This window comes from Marinomonas sp. NPDC078689, assembly GCF_044542435.1.
Lineage (GTDB): Bacteria > Pseudomonadota > Gammaproteobacteria > Pseudomonadales > Marinomonadaceae > Marinomonas > Marinomonas arenicola.
The window spans coordinates 212,954-234,689 of the sequence record NZ_JBITUJ010000001.1 but is presented as its reverse complement, the minus strand read 5'-3'; the positions used below and the strand labels follow the sequence as shown (position 1 = coordinate 234,689).

17 protein-coding genes are annotated in these 21,736 nt (G+C 45.6%); 14 read left to right on the top strand and 3 right to left on the bottom strand.

Annotation, left to right across the window (positions count from 1 at the left end; translation table 11 throughout):
• Window positions 1-2 precede the first annotated feature (2 nt).
• Window positions 3-1,304 carry an SLC13 family permease gene (locus ACIGBN_RS01020; protein WP_396663163.1) on the top strand — a complete coding sequence of 434 codons (1,302 nt, stop codon included), beginning with the start codon at window positions 3-5 and terminating at the stop codon, window positions 1,302-1,304.
• Window positions 1,305-1,357: 53 nt separating this feature from the next.
• Here ACIGBN_RS01020 and ACIGBN_RS01015 read toward each other — a convergent pair whose 3' ends face one another.
• The gene (locus ACIGBN_RS01015) at window positions 1,358-2,251 is read right to left on the bottom strand and encodes a LysR family transcriptional regulator (protein WP_396663161.1); all 894 of its coding nucleotides are present in this window, start codon (window positions 2,249-2,251) and stop codon (window positions 1,358-1,360) included.
• 209 nt (window positions 2,252-2,460) lie between these two features.
• On the opposite strand from ACIGBN_RS01015, the gene ACIGBN_RS01010 reads away from it, so the two are divergent.
• Window positions 2,461-4,452 (top strand): ligand-gated channel protein, encoded by a 1,992-nt coding sequence (locus ACIGBN_RS01010; protein WP_396663159.1) that lies wholly within the window; start codon window positions 2,461-2,463, stop codon window positions 4,450-4,452.
• A 427-nt stretch (window positions 4,453-4,879) separates the two neighbouring features.
• Window positions 4,880-6,220 carry a Na+/H+ antiporter family protein gene (locus ACIGBN_RS01005; protein ID WP_396663589.1) on the top strand — a complete coding sequence of 447 codons (1,341 nt, stop codon included), beginning with the start codon at window positions 4,880-4,882 and terminating at the stop codon, window positions 6,218-6,220.
• A 98-nt stretch (window positions 6,221-6,318) separates the two neighbouring features.
• Here the strand turns inward: ACIGBN_RS01005 and ACIGBN_RS01000 are convergent, their stop codons facing one another.
• The gene (locus ACIGBN_RS01000) at window positions 6,319-7,695 is read right to left on the bottom strand and encodes a glycine--tRNA ligase (protein WP_396663157.1); all 1,377 of its coding nucleotides are present in this window, start codon (window positions 7,693-7,695) and stop codon (window positions 6,319-6,321) included.
• Between the two features lie 323 nt (window positions 7,696-8,018).
• Between ACIGBN_RS01000 and ACIGBN_RS00995 the strand changes: the two genes are divergently transcribed.
• The 3 genes from ACIGBN_RS00995 to ACIGBN_RS00985 all read left to right on the top strand — a co-directional run bounded on the left by ACIGBN_RS00995 (window position 8,019) and on the right by ACIGBN_RS00985 (window position 9,877).
• Entirely contained in the window at window positions 8,019-8,465 is a 447-nt protein-coding gene (locus ACIGBN_RS00995) for a DUF3429 domain-containing protein (protein ID WP_133001892.1), read from the top strand.
• A 154-nt stretch (window positions 8,466-8,619) separates the two neighbouring features.
• Window positions 8,620-9,360 carry an SDR family NAD(P)-dependent oxidoreductase gene (locus tag ACIGBN_RS00990; protein ID WP_396663155.1) on the top strand — a complete coding sequence of 247 codons (741 nt, stop codon included), beginning with the start codon at window positions 8,620-8,622 and terminating at the stop codon, window positions 9,358-9,360.
• On the top strand, window positions 9,350-9,877 hold the full coding sequence (locus tag ACIGBN_RS00985) for an Lrp/AsnC family transcriptional regulator (RefSeq protein WP_243711914.1): 528 nt from the start codon (window positions 9,350-9,352) through the stop codon (window positions 9,875-9,877). The genes ACIGBN_RS00990 and ACIGBN_RS00985 overlap by 11 nt, the downstream gene beginning before the upstream one ends.
• A gap of 54 nt (window positions 9,878-9,931) precedes the next feature.
• On the opposite strand, the gene ACIGBN_RS00980 is transcribed toward ACIGBN_RS00985, so the two are convergent.
• Window positions 9,932-10,192: a DUF5062 family protein gene (locus tag ACIGBN_RS00980; protein ID WP_133001894.1), complete on the bottom strand. Its 261-nt coding sequence runs from the start codon at window positions 10,190-10,192 to the stop codon at window positions 9,932-9,934.
• A gap of 314 nt (window positions 10,193-10,506) precedes the next feature.
• Here ACIGBN_RS00980 and ACIGBN_RS00975 point away from each other — a divergent pair, with 314 nt between their 5' ends.
• The 8 genes from ACIGBN_RS00975 to ACIGBN_RS00940 all read left to right on the top strand — a co-directional run bounded on the left by ACIGBN_RS00975 (window position 10,507) and on the right by ACIGBN_RS00940 (window position 21,726).
• Entirely contained in the window at window positions 10,507-11,193 is a 687-nt protein-coding gene (locus tag ACIGBN_RS00975) for a GntR family transcriptional regulator (RefSeq protein WP_396663152.1), read from the top strand.
• 42 nt (window positions 11,194-11,235) lie between these two features.
• On the top strand, window positions 11,236-12,126 hold the full coding sequence (prpB, locus tag ACIGBN_RS00970) for a methylisocitrate lyase (protein WP_133001896.1): 891 nt from the start codon (window positions 11,236-11,238) through the stop codon (window positions 12,124-12,126).
• 80 nt (window positions 12,127-12,206) lie between these two features.
• Window positions 12,207-13,349 (top strand): 2-methylcitrate synthase, encoded by a 1,143-nt coding sequence (prpC, locus tag ACIGBN_RS00965; RefSeq protein WP_396663150.1) that lies wholly within the window; start codon window positions 12,207-12,209, stop codon window positions 13,347-13,349.
• 85 nt (window positions 13,350-13,434) lie between these two features.
• The gene (prpD, locus tag ACIGBN_RS00960) at window positions 13,435-14,922 is read left to right on the top strand and encodes a 2-methylcitrate dehydratase (protein ID WP_396663148.1); all 1,488 of its coding nucleotides are present in this window, start codon (window positions 13,435-13,437) and stop codon (window positions 14,920-14,922) included.
• A 424-nt stretch (window positions 14,923-15,346) separates the two neighbouring features.
• A complete protein-coding gene (locus tag ACIGBN_RS00955) occupies window positions 15,347-17,386 on the top strand; it encodes a methyl-accepting chemotaxis protein (protein ID WP_396663146.1) in 2,040 nt (679 codons plus the stop codon).
• Between the two features lie 58 nt (window positions 17,387-17,444).
• Entirely contained in the window at window positions 17,445-19,604 is a 2,160-nt protein-coding gene (locus ACIGBN_RS00950; RefSeq protein ID WP_396663144.1) for a tRNA(Met) cytidine acetyltransferase TmcA, read from the top strand.
• A 291-nt stretch (window positions 19,605-19,895) separates the two neighbouring features.
• Window positions 19,896-20,900 (top strand): TRAP transporter substrate-binding protein, encoded by a 1,005-nt coding sequence (locus ACIGBN_RS00945; RefSeq protein WP_133001901.1) that lies wholly within the window; start codon window positions 19,896-19,898, stop codon window positions 20,898-20,900.
• Between the two features lie 148 nt (window positions 20,901-21,048).
• On the top strand, window positions 21,049-21,726 hold the full coding sequence (locus ACIGBN_RS00940; protein ID WP_133001902.1) for a TRAP transporter small permease: 678 nt from the start codon (window positions 21,049-21,051) through the stop codon (window positions 21,724-21,726).
• Window positions 21,727-21,736 lie beyond the last annotated feature (10 nt).

Genomic DNA, 21,736 nt, shown 5'->3' with positions numbered 1-21,736 from the left:
TTATGATGAGTCTTCTAGTTGTAGGTGCCATCCTACTATCCATTGTTTTAGGGTATAAAACCCGCATCAACATTGGTCTATTTGCCATTGCTTTTGCTTACTTGTTAGGCTGTTTTGGCTTAGGTTTATCACCAAAATCTGTTATTTACATGTGGCCACTGAAAATATTTTTTATTATTTTTTCTGTGTCTTTATTTTATAGCTTCGCCATTATTAATGGCACTCTGGAAAAGCTAGCTGAGCACCTACTCTACCGCTGTCGTCGCTTTCCTCACTTGCTGCCTTACGCTATTTTCATCTGCACAACATTGATCTCAGCATTAGGTGCAGGCTACTACACAGTTCTTGCGTTTATGGCCCCTATCACACTATTACTCTGCCAGCGTACTGGAATGAGCATGACAGTAGGGGCAATGTCAGTAGGGTATGGGGCGCTGACTGGGGCTAACTTCATGTCTAGTCAAAGTGGCATTATTTTTCGTAGCATTATGGCCAATTCTGGGATCTCCGAAAACCAAGCCTTTATTAACTCAATCGGCATTTTCTTAAGTACCGCTATCATTCCATTTATTGTTATCACAGTGCTGATTTTCTTTACCAAACACCGCACATCGATGACAAGTTCAGATTTTGAAATAAACAAGCCAAGTACCTTCAATACTGAGCAGCGCCACACTTTAGTGCTGACACTAATGATGATGGCTTGTGTGTTAATCGCACCTATTGCCAACCTAATCGCACCAGACAATGAAACAATTACTTTCATTAACTCCAAAATGGATATCGGATTAATTGCCAGTATTTTCTCAGTCATTGCTTTACTGTTAAAACTTGGCGATGAGAAAAAGGCAATTGCATCTTTACCTTGGGGGACGATGATCATGATATGTGGTGTCGGCATGCTGATTTCTGTTGCCATTAAAGCGGGAACGATTAACTTATTGGCTTCTTGGATCAGTAGCACCATTCCAGATGTATTAGTACCGGTAGCTTTTGGGGTTGTCGCGGCCTTTATGTCTCTCTTTGCAAGCACTCTTGGTGTGGTTACTCCTGCTTTATTTCCTCTTGTACCAAACATCGCAGAAAGCTTGTCGATTGATCCAATGATGTTGTTTATTTGCATTGTCGTCGGAGCTCAAGCTACCGCTATTTCGCCTTTTTCATCTGGTGGCAGTCTGATCTTAGGCGCTTGTCCGACTGAAAAAAGCAGAACTATTTTATTCCCTCAGCTTTTATTCCGCGCCGCGCCCATTGGCTTTGTCGCGGCACTTGGTTTCAATTTATTAATTACCTTCGTCATTTAACTCTTACTCTGGGCATCTCAATGGTGCCCAGAGTCAGTACTATCTCCAAGCACTCAATAAAAATGTCGGCTCTCTTCTTTTAAATAGTTGATCAGTACTTGTAGCTTTTTCGGCAAATGCCCATATGGGTACTGGATGTAGACGGGCATAGGATCAGCACGCCAATCTGGTAAACAATTCACCAAGGAATCAGCATGATGCTTAGCTCGCATGTCGACCAAATAATTCGGCAGAATCCCCACTCCATTGCCTCTCACAATCGCGTCTGCGTGAAGCGTGAACTGATCCACGATTAAACGACTTTCGGGCACCTCAAAACACACCTTCCCATCGACATCATTCTCTAGGCAAATAGAACCTTCGTCATTTTTAATCATATCCACCCACGCGTAATGATGAAGCTCACTCGGGTGCTGTATATGAGTCGTTTCTTCCAGATATTGAGGGCTGGCGTATACACCTTGTGATAATTCGCCTATTTTCTCTGCTTTTAGACCTTCGTCTGCTGGCTGACCCACCCAAATGCTAACGTCATTTCCTGATAAACCTTGTACAAGGTTATTACCGGTTTTCACTTCCATGTTGACGCCTGGATGTTGATCCAAGAATTCAAACATTCGACTTGAGAACCAGCCTCTTATCAGCACATTATGCACATAGACTGTCAGCTTACCGGTGACCTCTCCTTTTAAATCTTCAACCGCTTTCAGTCCTTCATCGGCTATTTCAAGCATTTTCCGGGCAAAGGGTAAAAATTGAAGGCCCGCTTCATTGGCAATTAATCGATTCGCTTGACGACGCAATAATGGCTGGTTGAGCACGGTTTCAAGATGATTGATGCGACGACTTAATGTCGATTTAGACACCCCAAGTTCAAGCGCACTCTCTTTTAAGTTACCGGTTCCCATTACTGATACAAACGTCTTTACTTCGTTCAAATCATACATACTTCGGTCCTAGAGCCTCTCCGGAAAATAAGAAAAAATCCGTCATATAAATTCATTATTTAGCAATGTTGCAGAAATTGAAACAGAGCGTGTCAACACATCGCATCAAATATGTAAGAAAATGCAAATGATAAACATTCTCACTACTATTTTTAATGATTCACATCATACCCAAAAGTTCTCAAATATATAAGGAGATAATGCTCAAAATGACCTCTTCACCACGCCATTTTAAACGTACACTAGTCGCCGCTTTCATTAGCGCAGCAAGCTACTCGCCTATTCTATTGGCAGCAGATAACACCGCATTAGATAATACCGATGTGGCAAAAACCTTAGATCAGCTAGTAGTCACGGCATCTGGGCATGAGCAACAAATTACAGACGCGCCAGCGTCGATTACCGTGGTGACCCAAGAAGAACTAGAAAGCAAACCTTATAAAGATGTGACCGATGCACTGCAAGACGTACCGGGAGTGATGGTCACGGGCGGTGGTTCCAGCCGAGACATCTCTATGCGAGGCATGAGTGGTAAATACACCCTGATTTTGGTGGATGGTAAACGCCAAGGTTCACGTGAAACGCGACCTAACAGCGATAACTCAGGTATCGAACAAGGCTGGACACCGCCATTGTCTGCTATCGATCATATCGAAGTGGTACGTGGCCCTATGTCTTCTCTTTATGGTTCAGACGCACTCGGTGGCGTTATCAACATCATCACCAAAAAGGTTCAGGATAAATGGGGCGGCGAAATTTCCGCCAGCACCACAATTCAAGACAACAACAAATCAGGCGACAGCCGCCAAGCCGACATTATGGTAAATGGCCCCTTGATCAAAGATAAATTGGGGCTGCAATTTTACGGTCAAGTTTCTCAGCGTGATGAAGATGACATTACCAATGGCTATGCTGACCAAGACATTAACAATGGTACCGCCAAGGTCACTTGGAAACTTTCTGACGATCAAGACATCGTCTTTGAAGCGGGCAAGGAAACCCAAGATAGAGATACAACGGAAGGCAAATCGTCTACCTCTACCTCTAATACTAAATACACCCGCGATCACTACGCCGTCACCCACAATATTACTGTTGGTGATACCAGTGCTCAGACCTACATCACCAATGAGAAGATCGATAACCCAAGTCGAGATATGTACTACGAGGACACCGTTTTAAACAACCAAACGACCATCTCCTTTGATAGCCATATTTTGACCCTTGGTGGCCAATACCAATATGAAAAGCTTGATGACTCTGGCAACGGCTCAAGTAATGGTGTTGATCAGTTAACCCGCTGGCAAGCGGCGCTGTTTGTGGAAGATGAATACTTCCTGACCGATGACCTTTCTTTAACTTCGGGGCTACGCTACAACAAGGATGAAAACTACGGGGATAACTTCTCACCACGCCTGTACGCCAACTGGAATTTCACTCCAAATTGGACACTTAAAGGTGGCGTGAGCACAGGTTACCGCTCACCTGATTTGCGCCAAGGTACAGACGGCTGGGCACAAGCCACAGGCGGTAGAACCGGAAACGCACTAATACTTGGCAACTCAGACCTAGACCCAGAAAAAAGCGTCAGTGGCGAAGCGGGGCTTTATTGGAACAACCATAAAGGCACGCAAATCAGCGGGACGATTTATCGCACCGACTATAAAGACAAAATCACCGAAGAACGTATTTGTGATACCGGTGCAGGGGATGCATCCTGTACATACGACGGAGATAGTAGCTATACCTACCTAAGCCAGAGGTACAATGTCGACCGCGTTGTTATGCAAGGGGTTGAGTTAACCCTGAACACGCACATTACAAAAGATGTCTCCTTCACGGGTAACTACACTTACACAGAGTCCGAGCAGAAAACAGGCGCATATGCAGGTGAACCACTTAACCGTTTGCCTAAACACATGATCAATGCAACAACGAACTGGGTCATGAGTGACAAGATGAAATCTTGGGCACGAGTTAACTACCGTGGCAAATCAAGCGATGGCCTAGAACGTACTAGTATTTCTAAAGGCATCCCTTCTTATACTTTCGTCGACACTGGTATGAGCTACGCTTTGACCAAAGATGTGACGGTTTATGCCGGAATCTACAACATACTGGACAAAGAAGTGGACTACGATACTTATGAAGAAGTGTTAGACGGCCGCCGCTATAACGCAAAAATCAGAATGACCTTCTAATCTAGCAAGCCTAAACAGCACGAATAGAAAATCATCAAAAACCGTTACTATTTCCTAGTAACGGTTTTTTTCTATTAGACACAAGCATTTTCAAATCCCCTCTGCCTTTCTGGCGTGATTCACCCTTCCTACCCAGAGAAAAAGTCACCTTTATTACCCATTAATAGAGCAAGACCATTTACAGAAGGTGGATTAAAAACTAGATTAGTTCGGCTCATTTTCTGCCGTGAATAGATTCGTCTTAATAGGAATGACTCGATGTCATCCTATGCTCTCTATTCTCACTCCCTTCAAACAGATAAAAGTGAACACGATGAACAATAACGTTACAACCTCGTCCAATACACCACCGTATCGGGTCATCAGTATCGCCTGTGTATTAAGCGCTATTTTAGGCGTCGGTATTCTTAACCCTGATAGTTTGCCAATTAACTCTGTGGTACTCGCGATAGGTCTGATGATCTTTCTGTGTATCGTCAGAGTACCTGTGACCATCGCACTCATCGCGTCGGCCTTAGTCGGTGCCTTACACAGCGGTTTGTCTACCCATGAAGCCATTGCCGCCATCAATGATAATTTATTAATTGGCTCGCAAGTCGGTATGACATACATCATGGTAGGCGCGTTAGCGGTGGCACTAGCTCGCAGCGGCATTCTGGATTTATTGGCCAGAAAAATGGTCAGTTTGCTGGGTAACGAAAGCGTAAAAGAGCAAAAGAAAGTCAAATGGCTACTCTATTTGATCTTTATGGTGTCTTCCATTTTGTCGCAAAACGCTGTGCCTGTGCACATTGCGTTTATTCCTGTGATGATTCCACCTCTCTTGGTGGTGTTTAATAAATTGCGCATTGACCGTCGTGCTGTAGCCTGTGTTTTGGCCTGCTCTATCAGCGCCAGCTATCTATTGTTGCCGACTGGCTTTGGTGCCATCTTCCTGAATGAAATTTTGCTCGCCAACGTCAATGACGTTGGCTCCGCTTATGGCCTCTCTGTTACGGCAAGCATGGTACCAAAAGCCATGTTTCTTCCTGTTATGGGGATTTTAGCTGGGATGTTGGTTGCGGTTTTCTTTACTTATCGCAAGCCTCGCGATTACCAAGTTAGCGAGATTGCACAACAGCATTTGGATAAAACCAAAGACACTGTACTTAAACCGTTTCAGCTGATCATGACCCTGATCGCCATTGCGGCAACCTTAGCCATCCAGATCCTGTTTGATTCACTGCTTGTTGGTGCCATGATTGGTTTTATGATTCTGTCTCTTTCTGGCATATTCCGTTGGGACCAACAGGATGATGTGTTTACCGAAGGCATGAGAATGATGGTGCAAATTGCCGTTATCATCACCATTGCGTCTGGTTTTGCAGGTGTCCTAGATGCGACAGGAGAAATTAAACCGTTAGTTCAAGCGTCTGCTGAAATCATTGGTGACAACAAAGCCCTAGCGGCGGCCATCATGTTAATTGTTGGCTTATTTATTACCATTGGCTTTGGGGATTCCTTTGCCAGCGTGCCTATTTTAGCGCCTATTTATATTCCTCTTGCCCTCACATTAGGGTTTTCGCCAATGGCGGCGGTTGCATTATTAGGTGCTTCTGCAGCATTAGGCGACGCCGGCTCTCCAGCCTCAACCATTACACTTGGCGCAACCTCAGGACTCAATGCCGATGGTCAGCACGACCATGTGCGTGACTCCGTTATCCCTACCTTTATGCACGCCAACTTTGGTATGGTGATCTTTGCTTGGATAGCGGCCATGGTGCTGTAATCTTCTCCAAACTTCTTTAATCCTCAAAAACAAAAAAGCCGTTATCATGTTGTCATGATAACGGCTTTTTAATCTGACGACTTTAGAGCATCAAGAGATTAGTCTTGGTTGATAAAGTAGTTGATCACGTAAGCAGGAAGGTCCACTGCGTTTACTACGATTTGCTCCATGGTGTCACGGTCACGAACGGTCACTGGTGCGCCTTCTTTTTCGATAGAATCGAAATCGACGGTGACACAGATTGGTGTTCCGACTTCGTCATGACGACGGTAGCCTTTACCTACGTTACCTGTGTTTTCATAAAGAATACGACCCAAGCCCAGTTTTTGAAGCTTGTTTTTCAATTCTTTCGCTAGCGCAACGATCTCTGGCTTGTTCTTCTTAAGCGGCATGATAGCGACTTTGATCGGCGCTAGATGAGGCTTAAATTTAAGAACCGTACGAGTCGAACCGTTTGGCAGCTCTTCTTCTGTATAAGCTTCTGTCATTACCGCAAGCAAACCACGGTCAAGACCAGCAGAAGGTTCGATACAGAAAGGCACTTCCCACTTGTTCGCTTCTAGATCACGAATCGCCAATTTCGCAGTAGAGTGTTCGTTCTTTTTCACTTTCGCAGAAAGACCAAACTCTTCTTGTGCTTTGGTATGAGAACCTAGATCGTAATCAGTACGGTTAGCAACACCTTCTAACTCTTCAAAACCGTGTGGAAAACGGTACAAGATATCCACAGTCGATTTTGAGTAATGCGCTAGGTCATCACCCGTTACGTATTCAAATTCAATATTTTCTGCGGCTAGGCCTTGATCCAACCACCACTGCTTACGAGCGCCGACCCAGAACTCATGCCATTTTTCGTCTTCACCAGGTTTGCAGAAAAACTCTAATTCCATCTGTTCGAATTCACGAACACGGAAAATAAAGTTACGTGGCGTGATCTCGTTACGGAAAGATTTACCGATCTGAGCAATACCAAAAGGCAAAGCGCGAGAAGTTGAATCAACCACGTTTTTAAAGTTAGTAAAAATACCCTGTGCGGTTTCTGGACGAAGGTAAGTGTAAGACTCTTCGTTTACCATTGGACCGACATTGGTTTTAAACATTAGATTAAAGTCACGAGGCTCTGTTACGTTCGTAGAACCACAGTTATCACACACTTTAATGTCTTTCATGTGGTCGGCACGCATACGAGATTTACATTCGTGGCAATCGACCATTGGGTCAGTGAAGGTATCTTCGTGACCAGAATATTTATAGACGTTTTTATTTTGGATGATGGCGGCATCCAAACCTTCTACGTCGTCACGTTCGTAAACCATCGAACGCCACCAAGCCGCTTTTAGGTTGTTTTTCAACTCAATACCTAACGGACCGTAATCGTAAGCGCCTTGCATACCACCGTAGATTTCACTGCCTTGGAAAATAAATCCGCGACGTTTACACAGGGAAACGAGTTCATCCATTGTTTTAGCTGGCATTTCTAAACACACCTTAAGCAAATTCGTTAATAGAAAAGACGCTCGACATAACTAAGAGCGCATATCAAAGAAAGTTATAACTAGGCATTGTACTCTGTGCCCGAATTTCCCTCAATGGCGATTACTCGGGAAAATAAAATCGCTTTTCAGCTGGGGAATGACAGTATTTCTCATTTAGCTAGGACGCTTATCGTTAATTCACAAATAGCGGAGGATGCAAGTACAAAAACATTCTTTTTTTGAACTTTTTAGGGTGTTTTTGCATTCATTTTGTAAGATAATTCGTATTAATTACACATTTGAAGCCGAGATCAGGATTTTCTATGCGCTCAACCTCCATTTTCCCTATTGTTCTTTTTGGCCTCTTTGGCGTGCTCCCGTTTGCAATATGGACGCTCTTCGCCATAACAGGCACAAGTTTAATGGGTTACTCTGGCGTTCAATTATTTGCCAGTTACGGTGCGATTATTTTGAGCTTCTTTAATGGCGTGGTTTTTGGGCAAGTTATAGAAAATCCTCAGCGCACTTATAGTCGTCGCGTGATGCTGTTTAGCCATCTTATCTCACTGTTGGCATGGGGAACCTTGCTAATGGGAGTCCCGACTCTTGCTGTCGTCGTTTTGTTACTCGGCTTTATTTCAACTTTTTGGCTAGAAATCCGTTGCCTGAAACTGCTTTTCGCACACAGCGATGGCCACTCTAGAACACGTTTTGTGCTCATCACTATTGTTTGCGTTTTGCATATTTTAGTGCTCTTTCCACATTATTAATAAAACGCTCTTTAGCATTAGCCCAAATGCCATCAAATAAGGCGCCTTGCACCATTAGGTTAACGCTAAGAAATCAGGCTAAGAAACGGACATTTATCACTGCAGCATCACTCATTTTGAGGTTTATTCAGACAGAACGATTGAGGACAATGCTATGCCTTTCAATGCCCTTATCATTGGCGCGAGCAGTACCATAGCCCAAGCTGCCGCAGCGCTATTCGCACAAGACCCTGACTGCCAACGGGTTTTCACGGTCAGTCGTACCCCAGCTAACCTTTTCGCAAACAAAGTCACGTCTCTATTATGCGATTACAGTGACGACTCCATCGACACCATCTGCCACACCTTAAAACCTTATGCTGGCACTTTTAGCAGAGTGCTCATTTGCAATGGCGTATTACACAATGAGGCCAACGACGAGTCGGCCTCCTCACGCATGCCCGAGAAAAAACTCGAAGACATTAGCGCCGATCAATTAGCTCGCCTTTACCACTCTAATAGCATTATTCCGATGCTTTGGATCAGTCGTCTTTTGCCATTACTAAAAAGCGAAAACGCGGTAAAAGTCGCGGTGTTCAGCGCTCGAATCGGCAGTATCGCAGACAATAAAATTGGCGGCTGGTACAGCTATCGCGCGTCTAAAGCCGCCTTAAATATGCTGATACAAACCAGTGCCATTGAATACGCAAGACGCGCCCCGAACGTAAAACTCATCGCCTTTCACCCAGGTACAACAGACACGCCCCTGTCAAAACCCTTTCAAAATAATGTGCCCAAAGACAAACTGTTTACCCCTGAATTTGTCGCTGAAAGGGTTTTATCGGTACTAGAGAGTGCGCCCGTAGACCAACAAGCCGCGTATTTAGACTGGAACAATAAGCCTATTGAATGGTAAAACGCTGCATAGAAAAGCAGAAGACATGCTAACCATCAACAACGAGCTCCCTATGGATGATCTGGATCAGACTGACCGCAAAATACTCAACCTACTGCAGAAAGACGCGACCTTAACCGCGACTCAAGTAGCCGATCATGTTGGTTTATCACAATCTCCTTGTTGGCGACGAATCAATCGCCTGGAACAAGAGGGCTACATTCAATCTACTCAAGCGATTTTGAATCGTCATAAAGTGGGGTTAGATATTGTGGTGTTAGTGAACATAAAGCTGTCTTCCCATGGCAGAAAGATGCTGGATGAGTTCGAACAATCTATTGTCGACTTTTCAGAAGTGGTGGAATGCTGGACGATTTCAGGGTCGATGGATTACAGCTTGCGAGTGGTCGCAAAAAACATTGGCAGTTATGAAACCTTTCTACGCAGCAAGTTATTACAGTTACCGCATATCCAAGAAGCACAAAGCCATTTCACAATGCGTGAAGTCAAGAATGTCACCCAGCTTCCTATCGACTAAAAGTGGTCACTTTGTCGTCACTGTCACTGGGTAACAAACAGCAAGAGTGGCTTATTACTTAAGCAGTGGATCGTCTTTAGGCAGTAGCTTTTGAATCCACAAGGCCAGTTTATGTTTCATGCTTGGCAAATCTTCTTTATCCGCAGGTAGCCCCACAATCAATTTATCCAAAACCAATAAACGGTAAATGGCTTCTGTTTTCTCGTTCGCTGACATAGTGGCAGAAAAACCATCATAGCCTCGCTTTAAAGCATAGTTTTCGCCAACTTGAATGGCTTTTTTACTCAGTGCGGCTTCGTTCTTAACTTTTTTCATGGATTTCCTCACCTGTTCAGTTATCAATACAGCGATGCTTTTCAAGCATTGTCGACACATTGCATAAAAACGCGATTTGAGACATTTCCTCGACTCTAGCAGTTTTTTCCTCTTTGCCACACTTTTCTCAGCAATAAACCGTAAAAAACGATTATTAAACAAGGCGTTGTCGGATAATCCTTCAATAATAAAATCTATATTTGTCATCAAAAATACAAAATCAAACCTTAAATTGTCGACAATCATGCTTGATATACGCCTAAATCAAGGCTATAAAGAAACACATTGTCGACAATAGAGTGATTTACCCCTTTATGAATAACCTTGTTTCCATCAAATCTGCCACCTTATCTGAAGATATTGCGCAGCAACTTAGTAATGCGATCGTACAAGGTGAAATTCCACAGGGCAGTAAAATCTCCGAGCCTGAGCTCGCCAAACAATATGGCGTCTCTAGAGGGCCTCTTAGAGAAGCCATCGTCAAATTAGAAGGGCTTGGTCTAGTGACCCGCACCGCCAATGTGGGCGCTCGTGTTATCCAACTGAATATCCAAGACATGCTAGACACCTTTAGCATGCGTGAAGCTCTAGAAGGCATGGCCGCTAGACTCGCGGCGGCATCCATGCCGCTTACCGAAGTCAATCGTCTGTATACCTTGCTTGATAAACACCAAGCCTATCTCGATGACAACCAAGATGAACATTATGTTCAGCAAGGCGGTAATGATGACTTTCATTTGCGCATCATCCACGCCAGCGGCAACGCCAAGTTAGTGCGTCTGCTGACCGAAGAATTGTACGCAGTGATTCGCATGTATCGCCGTCATACGGCCGACCAACGCAGCGATCCGCGCCAGGCATTACGTGAACACAGAGCGATCCTAGACGCCATTGCCAATCACGAAGGCGACCTCGCCGAGTTGCTGATGCGTCGTCATATCAGTCGGGCAAGTCATTTGTTGAAGCAAGCGATGGAGCACAGCGCCCTCGCCTCACAATAAGTCGACCCCCATTTATTAGAACAACAAAAAGAGAGCTAAATCATGACTAATCTTTCAGCCGGTGCCCGCTTTAGAAAAGCGGTACAAACACAATCACCACTGCAAGTCGTTGGTACCATCAACGCCTATTGCGCCATGATGGCCGAACAAACCGGACACCATGCTATTTACCTATCGGGTGGTGGTGTCGCCAATGCTTCTTATGGTTTGCCTGACTTAGGCATGACAGATTTACACGACGTGCTAGAAGACGTACGCCGTATTACTTCCGCGTCTAACTTGCCCTTGTTGGTTGATATCGATACCGGCTTCGGTGGCGCGTTTAACATTGCCAGAACCGTTCAACAAATGGAAAAAGCGGGCGCCGCTGCCGTCCACATTGAAGACCAAGTTCAGCAGAAACGCTGTGGTCATCGCCCAAACAAGGCCATCGTTAGCCAAAGTGAAATGGTCGATCGTGTCAAAGCCTGTGTCGACGCTCGTAATGACGACGATTTTGTCATCATGGCACGCACTGATGCCTTGGCGGTAGAAGGTATGGAATCCGCGATTGAACGCGCCATTGCGTGTGTAGAAGCCGGCGCCGATATGATCTTCCCAGAAGCCATGATCACCTTAGATCAGTACAAAGAATTCGTCGCGGCGGTAAAAGTGCCAGTACTGGCCAATATCACCGAATTTGGCGCAACCCCACTGTTTAGTAAAGAAGAGCTGGCCGGCGCAGGCGTTGACCTAGTGCTTTACCCATTGAGTGCATTCAGGGCCATGAATAAAGCCGCCTTAAACGTCTATCAACATCTACTAAACGACGGCCACCAACGTGCAACCGTCGAGACGATGCAAACGCGCAACGAACTCTACGATTTTTTGAACTACCATGATTACGAAGACAAGCTAGACGCGCTTTTCTCAGAGCAAAAGACGCAAAAATAAGGCGTTGATCAATCTCTAAAATACATAAAGCACACTTAATCTAATGATTTCTCAGCGAACAATAATAAAGGAGAGACGACATGGCTAAAGTACTTTCTGGTGCCGGGCTACGCGGTCAAAGTGCAGGCGAAACAGCGCTTTGTACCGTCGGTAAAGCCGCCGCAGGGTTAACCTATCGAGGCTATGACATCGATGTATTAGCCGACCATGCAAGCTTTGAAGAAGTGGCGTATCTATTACTCTATGGCGCCTTGCCAAATCGGATTCAGCTGCAAGATTACGAGCACAAACTGATGCAGCTGCGCAGTCTGCCAGAAGCACTAAAAGCCGCTTTGGAGCTAATACCAAAAGACGCGCATCCTATGGATGTCATGCGCACTGGCTGCTCCTTTTTAGGCAACCTTGAGCCAGAGCTAAGTTCTGAACAGCACGCCTTTTCAGGCCAATTGGCCGCTGCAGACCGTCTGATCGCCACCTTACCTGCCATGGTTGTTTATTGGTATCGCTTTACCCATGATGGCGTGCGCATCGACACCCAGAATAGTCACGTGCCGTCTTTGGCTGGGCATTTTTTGACCATGCTCCACGACCAAGAACCGAGCGAATTACACACCAAGGTCATGAACGTTTCTTTGATTCTGTATGCCGAGCATGAATTCAATGCTTCTACCTTTACCGCTCGTGTCTGCGCTTCCACTTTATCGGACATGCACTCTTGTGTAACCGGTGCCATTGGCAGCTTACGTGGCCCACTGCATGGCGGTGCAAACGAAGCCGCAATGGAGATGATCGAGCCTTGGCAATCCGCCGATGAAGCCGAAGCTGCCCTCCTGGAAAAACTCGCCAATAAAGAAAAAGTCATGGGCTTTGGTCATGCCATTTATAGCGAGCGCGATCCGCGTAATGACATCATCAAAAAATGGTCTAAAAAGCTCAGCGAAGAAACCGGCGATGATCACTTATACGCCGTTTCAGAGCGCTGTGAAGCTGTGATGTGGCGGGAGAAAAAGCTCTTCTGTAACGCCGACTTCTTCCACGCTAGTGCTTATCGCTTTATGGGTATTCCAACCCAGTTGTTCACGCCCATTTTTGTCTGCTCTCGCATCACTGGATGGGCTGCCCATGTCATGGAGCAGCGAGCGAACAACCGGATCATTCGCCCTAGCGCAGATTATACCGGCCCAGACCATGCAAAATGGATCGCCATAGACGATCGGCCATAAGCCTATCTTCAATGGTATTTAGACAGGCTATTTCAGAACCCTATTGATAACAAAAATAACTCTCTTCTATTTTAAAGGAAAGAACATGAGCGCCAACGTAGATGTAAATAACCGCCCTGATTATGATCAAGTCATCCAAGACATCGCTGACTATGTGATTGATTATAAAGTCACCAACCAAGAAGCGCTCGACACCGCTCGTAATTGCTTGATGGATACCCTAGGCTGTGGCTTGCTTGCCCTACGTTTCCCTGAATGTACTAAGCATTTAGGGCCCATCGTACAAGGCACAGTGGTGCCAAATGGCGCGCGTGTTCCTGGTACCTCGCTATCCCTTGACCCTGTTAAAGCCGCTTGGGATATCGGTTGTATTATTCGCTGGCTTGATTACAACGACACTTGGTTGGCGGCAGAATGGGGACATCCTTCGGACAACCTAGGCGGCATTTTGGCAGTAGCCGATCACTTGTCTCAAGTTCGTCTATCGAATGGTGAAGCGCCGCTAACCATGCGTGAAGTACTAGAAGCCATGGTCATGGCCCATGAAATCCAAGGCGTTATCGCGCTTGAAAACTCCTTTAACCGCGTGGGTTTGTGTCACGTATTACTGGTCAGAGTCGCTTCTGTAGCCGTTGTCACTAAAATGATGGGCGGCGACCGTGAGCAAATCATGGCGGCCATTTCTCAAGCTTGGGTCGATGGTTCGGCGCTGCGTACTTATCGCCATGCACCAAATGCCGGTTCTCGTAAATCTTGGGCAGCGGGCGACGCTACCTCGCGCGCAGTACGCCTAGCGGACATGTCGATGCGTGGTGAAATGGGCGTACCAAGTGTGCTAACCGCGCCACAATGGGGCTTCTATGATGTGTCTTTTACGAAAACAAACAAAGACCAAGCGATCAAGCCAGAAGCAGAGCGTCAATTCTCTTTCTCCCAAGACTACGGCACCTATGTGATGGAAAACATCTTGTTTAAGATTTCTTTCCCGGCAGAATTCCACGCTCAAACGGCCGCTGAAGCCGCCGTGACTCTGCACCCTCAAGTCAAAGACCGTTTGGCTGAGATCGACAAAATCGTCATTCGTACTCATGAATCTGCGATTCGTATCATCTCGAAATCAGGCCCATTAGCCAATGCCGCCGACCGCGACCATTGCTTGCAATACATGGCAGCGGTGCCATTGGCTTTTGGTAACTTAATTGCCGAGCATTACGAAGACGACTTCCACGCAGCGAACCCTATTATTGATGAACTGCGCGAGAAAATGGAGATTGTTGAAGACAAACGCTTCACCGCAGAATACTTAGAAGCGGACAAACGCTCCATCGCCAACGCGATCCAAGTGTTCTTCAAGGACGGCAGCAGCACAGACGAAGTGGTTGTCGAATACCCAGTGGGCCATCGCCGTCGTCGTGAAGAAGGCATTCCGCTCTTAGAGCAGAAGTTTAAAAACAACTTGGCAACACGTTTTCCAAGCCGTCAGTGCCAAAACATCTTCACCCTTTGCAAAGACCAAACTAAGTTAGAACAAACCCCTGTGAATCGCTTTATGGATTTATTTGTTATCGCGTAATCTGCGTTTAGCTAAAGCGTAAACCCAAGCAGTCACATAATGCCCACAGACCTTTGTCTCTGGGCATTTTTTCCTTAGAAAGCCTTCTTTCCCCCTGAGTTTCTCCTTAATCATCCGGCTTTTCGTAGATAATATGAAACCGCTTATTAGGTGCTTACCGTGGCCCGCTAAAAAAACTATCATCCGCCCGTTTTTATTAAAGAATTCGTTAAAAAATTGAAAATTTAATCAATAACCTATAAATTATTTTTATAGATCGCCTCACAATAATAAAAACACCAGAATTTTAAAGAATCACTCATTGCCTCAAAGAGACGCTTTTAATTGCCCATAAAGCGTCCAGCCAAGCTATGCCTAGTGGTTTTTAGCGTTTCCCCCTTTAAATGTTTAAACGTACGCTCGCTTCTCTATTAAGGAATAAAGCATGTTGTCTTATTTAAAAAAATCGCCGCTACCGCAGCAGCTCGGTTTAAGTGCCTTATCGGCCGTTGTGATTATTTTTTTGTTGCTCATTCTGTTGATGAGAATGCTCTTTAGTGAGCAAATCAATAAAATAGTCACCAGTCATCAAGAAAAAGAAGTCGCACTGATTTCTAATCAATTACACGATAAGTACGAACAGTTAAGTCGCCGCACGCTGCGCGATGGAGAGTTACTTAACTTAGCGCTCGACGATCTCAAAGTAGATAAGAGCAACACCATAAACATGAAGGGTTATCAGGTTCCAACCTTGTCCCTGAACGACCAAATACTCAATGGTAAAAATCGCTTTATTAGCCATTTCGCCAGCAGTATTGAGCTGCAAATTGGATTAATCATTAATCAAGGTGGCAAGCTTATTCGTTTAACCAGCTCACTGGATGAGATTGGAGGCGAACCCGCCATTGGCAGCGAGATTCCTCGTTTATCCCTTGCTTATAAAGCGATTCAGCAAGGTCGCGTGTTTGCCGGTAAAATAGGCATTAATAAACAAAACTACTTTGCTCGATACGCAAAGGTCAGCGGCTCATCTGATCTTTATTATGAGCTTTTGATTCCTTACGCCAGCGTTCTTGCGCCCATTTCTCAGTCTCTCAATAACATTAAATTCGGCAAAAGTGGTTATGTTTACGTTACCAATAGCGGCGAACATAAAGGCACTCTTCTCGTTCATCCAAATAAAGAGATGGTTGGCAAAAGCCTGATAGAAATGTACCCGAGTATAAATAGTGCCTTAGATAAAATGTATCAACACGATAAAGGCATCACCCGTTATGCGCTAAGAATACCGGGGCAAGACGACACATTGCGCCCATCTAAAATTGTCTTCAAAAAAGTGCCTGGCTGGGATTGGGTCGTTGCTTTGAAATCTTACGATGATGAGTACAAGGAAGAAGTAAACGCTGTGTTATTGGGAATTAGCTTACTTTGTGCATTTGCGTCACTCTTTTTAGCCTGCATTTTATGGATTTTCATTCGCCGCGCATTAAAACCTCTGAAAGACATTTCTTATGGCTTGAATCAGCTAGGGCAAGGAAATTTGGCGTTTGAGTTTTCCAGCAATAAAGATCACAACAGTCGCAATGAAGTTGACTTATTACAGAACGACACGATACGCATGCGGGATAGCCTTATTAGCCTGATCAATAAGGTATTAATGTCTAGCAATGAGTTGCTCGCCTCCACACAAGCCATCTCAAACGCCAACTTAGATTTAAAAGAAAGCGCGAACAACAGCAAAGATGCCAGCATTCAAGTGGCGTCAGCAATCACGCAAATTTCCGCCTCCATTGAAGAAGTCGCCCAAAGCGCCACCGAGGTGTCGAGCGAATCCGTTGCGGTGCAAGTCTCCACGGAAAGCGGCCATGAAGCAGTGAAACGAGTTGAAGAAACCGTTAGTAAATTGTCGTTCGCTTTTAGCCAAGCTTCTGAAACCATTGCCAGTGTCGAAGCCAGCTCCAACAACATCGGAGCCGTTGCGACTGTGATTAATGAAATCGCCGAGCAAACAAACTTATTGGCGCTAAACGCCGCCATTGAAGCCGCTCGCGCTGGGGAGCATGGACGTGGTTTTGCTGTCGTCGCCGACGAAGTTCGTGTGCTTGCACAACGCACTCAGCAATCGACTGAAGAAATTCGCAAGGTCATCGATACCCTGCAATCAAACAGTCGATCAGCGGTGAATGAAATGAACAAAGGCCGTGAACAAGTGGACAATAGCGTCAAGCAGACCATGTACGCAGGAGAGGTGTTAGATCAAATCTTCAAATCCACTCAGACCGTCGCAACGGGCATTACGAATGTGGCAGCGGCCACCGAGGAGCAAAGTGTCGCGGCCACTCAAATTCGTCAGAATTCAGAGTCCCTGCAAGAGGCAGCCATCGCCACATTGCAACAATCGGATGTCTCTCAAGGACACAGCCAGCACATTCGAGAACTGGCGAAATCTCTACAAAAAGATCTAGACGCCTTCACGCTTAAATAAGCTTAAGTTGGCTATGCCTCATGGTCACAGTATCATACGCTGACCATGAGGAGATTTTATGTATTCAGCCGACAACCACCGCCATTGTTTTTTATTTAAAGGATCTACTCCTGAGGTGTTGTCAGGCTTTTTACGCCTTTGTGAGCACTTAACCACACCGCTTATTTGTGCCCATGATGTTGAACCATATCAACAACTTGCACCGTCACAGAACACAGCGTTTCGAACCTGTTCCTTCAAACAAGCACGACAAGAGCTGGGCAGCAGCCACGATGCCATCTTGGTGGATTTAACCCATGGAGTATCCGCCAGTGCGCTCGCTATTTTGGCAGGTACAGTGCGCGGCAATGGTATCTTCGCCATCGCCTTACCTGAAGAAGATTGGTTGTCTGTTGTCGACCAAGACCTGCCCCGTTATTTGCCATGGCCTTATCAAAGCGAGCAGATAGACTCCAGCTTCAAGCGTTTTTTACTGGCACGTCTGGAAAATAATTCATCCCCTTTTATTGCCTTATCCAGTCAGGGTCACTCTCACCAACAAACACCTTTGCCAGCCTTGGATCGCCTTAATGAAAACGCCCCGTTAACTCAAGAGCAAACCGCGGCACAAGCTTGTTTACTGAGCCTAAAAGCAAAGTCCTATGTTCTAATCGCTCCACGCGGACGTGGGAAATCCACACTGCTCGGTGATAGTCTTGCCAAAATGCTGCAAGCAGGGAAAAAAGTCGCTTTGACCGCCGCCAATCAAACCGCCATTACGACTCTCAAAAAGCGCTTTGACGAGCAATTACAACACTCAGCAGTCACCGCGGAGTTCCCTTTCTTTGCGCCTGACGCGTTGCTCTCCAGTGACACTCATTGGGATCTATTGTTGGTCGATGAGGCGTCAAGTATTCCTCTTCCGATGCTGATGGCGCTCAATAAAAAAGCCAAGCACTGTCTTTTTAGCACCACAGATTATGGCTATGAAGGCGCAGGAAAAGGCTTTGGCATACGCTTCTGCCGTTATTTGGAAGCACAATCTGATGGCTGTTTATTACCGCTGGAACGACTGACTTTGCGTCGCCCTATTCGGTGGGGGGAAAATGACCCACTGGAAAATTGGATGAATGATTGTTTCTTCTTAGCCCCAGAGCAAAACACAAAAAACCCACAGTCTGTCGCCAAGCACGATGACGCTGTTCTCGAATACTCTGTTATCAAGGGAGCCGAATGGTTAACCCAAACAGCCGCCTTATCACAAACCTTTCAACTCTTGGTCAGTGCACATTATCAAACCTCGCCTGATAACCTACGCTGGGTATTAGATGACCCTTCTGTCTCAACGTATTTATCGATGCAAGGCGATCATCTTCATAGCGTGGCCATTGTCACCGAAGAAGGTCCTTTACCAGATGAACTCAGTAGCGCGGTGCTGCAAGGGACGCGACGTCCTCGTGGGCATTTAATACCGCAATCCTTGTTGGCCCATGAAGGCATAGAAGACGCAGGCCAATACCGTTACTGGCGTATCAGCCGTATTGCCACCCAAACAAACCAGCAAAACAAAGGCATGGCCAGCGAGCTGCTTAACCACATTGAAGCAATCGCGAAACAAAAAAACGCACACGAAGCGTGTGATTTTCTGTGCACGAGTTTTGCTGCAACAGCCGATGTGGTGGCTTTTTGGCAAAAAAATGCGTTTGTGCCCGTGCGCTTAGGCACCACGAAAGATCAGGCCAGCGGCTGCTATTCCCTGATGATGGTAAAACCGCTCACAGACAAGGCTCGCCAGCGGACAGCGCACTGGCATCATTCTTATTTAGCCAATCTCGCCATTAACTTGCCACGCGATTATTCAGACATTGATGCTCATTTAGCCGATAAACTGGCAATGCCGCTTGTGGAAAATACGCCCCTCATAACCACAAGGTTTAACGAGTCTAGGGGTGAAAACCCGCCTGTCTGCGACACTATTTCCGACAAAGATAAAAAAGACCTTCTCTTATTTGTGCATCACCACCGCCCTTACCTCACCATACGAGCGCAACTCACTCGCCTAGTGCAAAGTAAAATCAGCCGCCAGCAGCTGACCGTAACGCACCCAGATTACTCGCTGCTTAATGCGCTAATCCGCCAACCAGCGAATAAAGTCGACTTTTCCGCCTTCCAATTAAACACCAAGAAACAAGTAGAAAAACACTTAAAGTCCGTCGTTGACGCTTTATTATCGATGTAAAAAGGCCGTGTGGTCTCGATTTGATTAAATGTGTGACTTTTCACCCATTAACAAAAAAAGTTTGGGCGGAATTCCACCCAAAACAACACTATCTGCTCGGTTTAAATTAACTTCACAAAAAATAATCATGCTATTTTTATATACAAATCAAAAGCTTAATTAAATTAATAAAGAATTGGCACAAAATGTGTAATAACTAATGCTGCAACGTTATTTATTAACCTTGTTATCCGTTTAACAAAGATTAAACGAGCAACAATAATAATTACTCAGTTTTGGAGTCCAATAACAATGAAAAAACTCAGCTTAGCCCTAACTACTCTTGCGCTTACCTTTTCCGCAGGAAGTGCTTTTGCAGATTCATCTTCCGCTTGTGATGCAGGCGAACGTATTGTCAAATTCAGCCACGTAACTGGCGGTACAACCCACCCTAAAGTCGTGGCGGCCAATAACTTCGCAGATCGCGTAAACAAAGAAATGAACGGCAAGTTGTGTGTCGTTGTATACCCAAACTCGACGCTATTTGGTGATTCAAAAGAGCTTGAAGCCCTACTATTAGGGGATGTTCAGTTGCTTGCACCGTCTTTGTCTAAATTTGGTTCTTACTCTCCAAAATACGGCGTTTTCGACCTACCTTTCATCTTTAAAGACATGGACCACGCGATCCGCTTTACCAAAACGGAAGAAGGTAAAGACTTGTTGATGGCAATGGAAGACAACGCAGGTTTCGTTGGTTTAGGTTATTGGATGTCTGGCATGAAATACTTCTCTGCCAACAAAAAACTGATCTTACCAAGCGATGCGGAAGGCCTAAAATTCCGTGTACAAACGTCCGACGTAGCAAAATCCATGATTTCTGCCATGGGCGCATCACCACAAGCCATGGCGTTTTCTGAAGTATACGGTGCCTTGCAAACCGGCGTAGTAGATGGTCAGGAAAACACCTGGTCTAACATCTACACGAAAAAATTCTACGAAGTTCAAGACAGCATCACTGAAACAAACCACCAATTATTGGCTTACTTGTTCATGACGTCTAAAGACTTTCTAGACAGCCTTTCAGCGGCTGACCGCGAGCAATTCCTAGCCATTGCCGACACAGTGACTCAAGAAGCGAACGAATCGGTTAAAGCCAAAGAAGCGGCAAACCGTGCCAACATTCTAAAAGCAGGCGGTAAGATCAATACTTTGACAGCAGAACAGCGTCAAACTTGGGTTGATACCATGAAACCTGTTTGGAAAAAGTTTGAAGGTGACATCGGTAAAGACGTTATTAACGCCGCCGCAGGCGCGTAATTTATCGTTTAGTACCCAGCAATGAGCTGGCCTAATTAGGCCAGCTTTTGCCAGCTAGGTAACAGGCTTTCTTTTACCCTCTTTTGAGAATACGCCCCTCTTTTCGTTACCGACTGGCGCCGCTCTTATATTTGTTCAGGAGACACTAATGGCATACTGGCCACATATTTATTTATTGATTTTCGTCCTCGTGCTTTGGGCATTAGAAAAATGCTTCCCCAGAGTCATGGAGCGTGCAGAAGAAAACCTGATGATCATTGTCATTTCCTCGATTATGGTGGTGTCATTTGGTCAGGTTATTGCACGATACGGTTTCAATACAGGCTGGGACGCCGCGCTAGAATTCAATACCATCGCCTTCTCTTGGCTGATCCTTCTTGGTATGAGTTATGGTATCAAAACAGGCATTCACCTTGGTGTCGACATTGTCCTCAATGCGGTTCCTAAAAAGGTATCCAAAGCCCTTTCCCTATTCGGCGCTTTCGCCGCCATCATGTATGGCTTGATTCTTCTTGATTCCACTTGGTTGGCGTTATTGGGCATAGACACCCGCGGCGGGGCCATCGAATATTGGTCAAAAATGTACAAAATTGGCATCGGCAGCGAAGAGCTTCGTTATCCGCTCTTCATGCAAGAAGCGTTTGATTTACGTCCGCGCGTTCAGCGCTGGTTAGTACTGGTCATTCTGCCAATCAGTTTAGCAATGCTCTCTCTCCGCTCTTTGCAGGCCTTCATTGATATAGCACGTGGTAAACGTGACATGTTGATCAGTGGCCATGAAGCACAAGATCTGGTCAAAGAACACAAAGACGCCTTAAAAGACTAGCCGGTTAGGA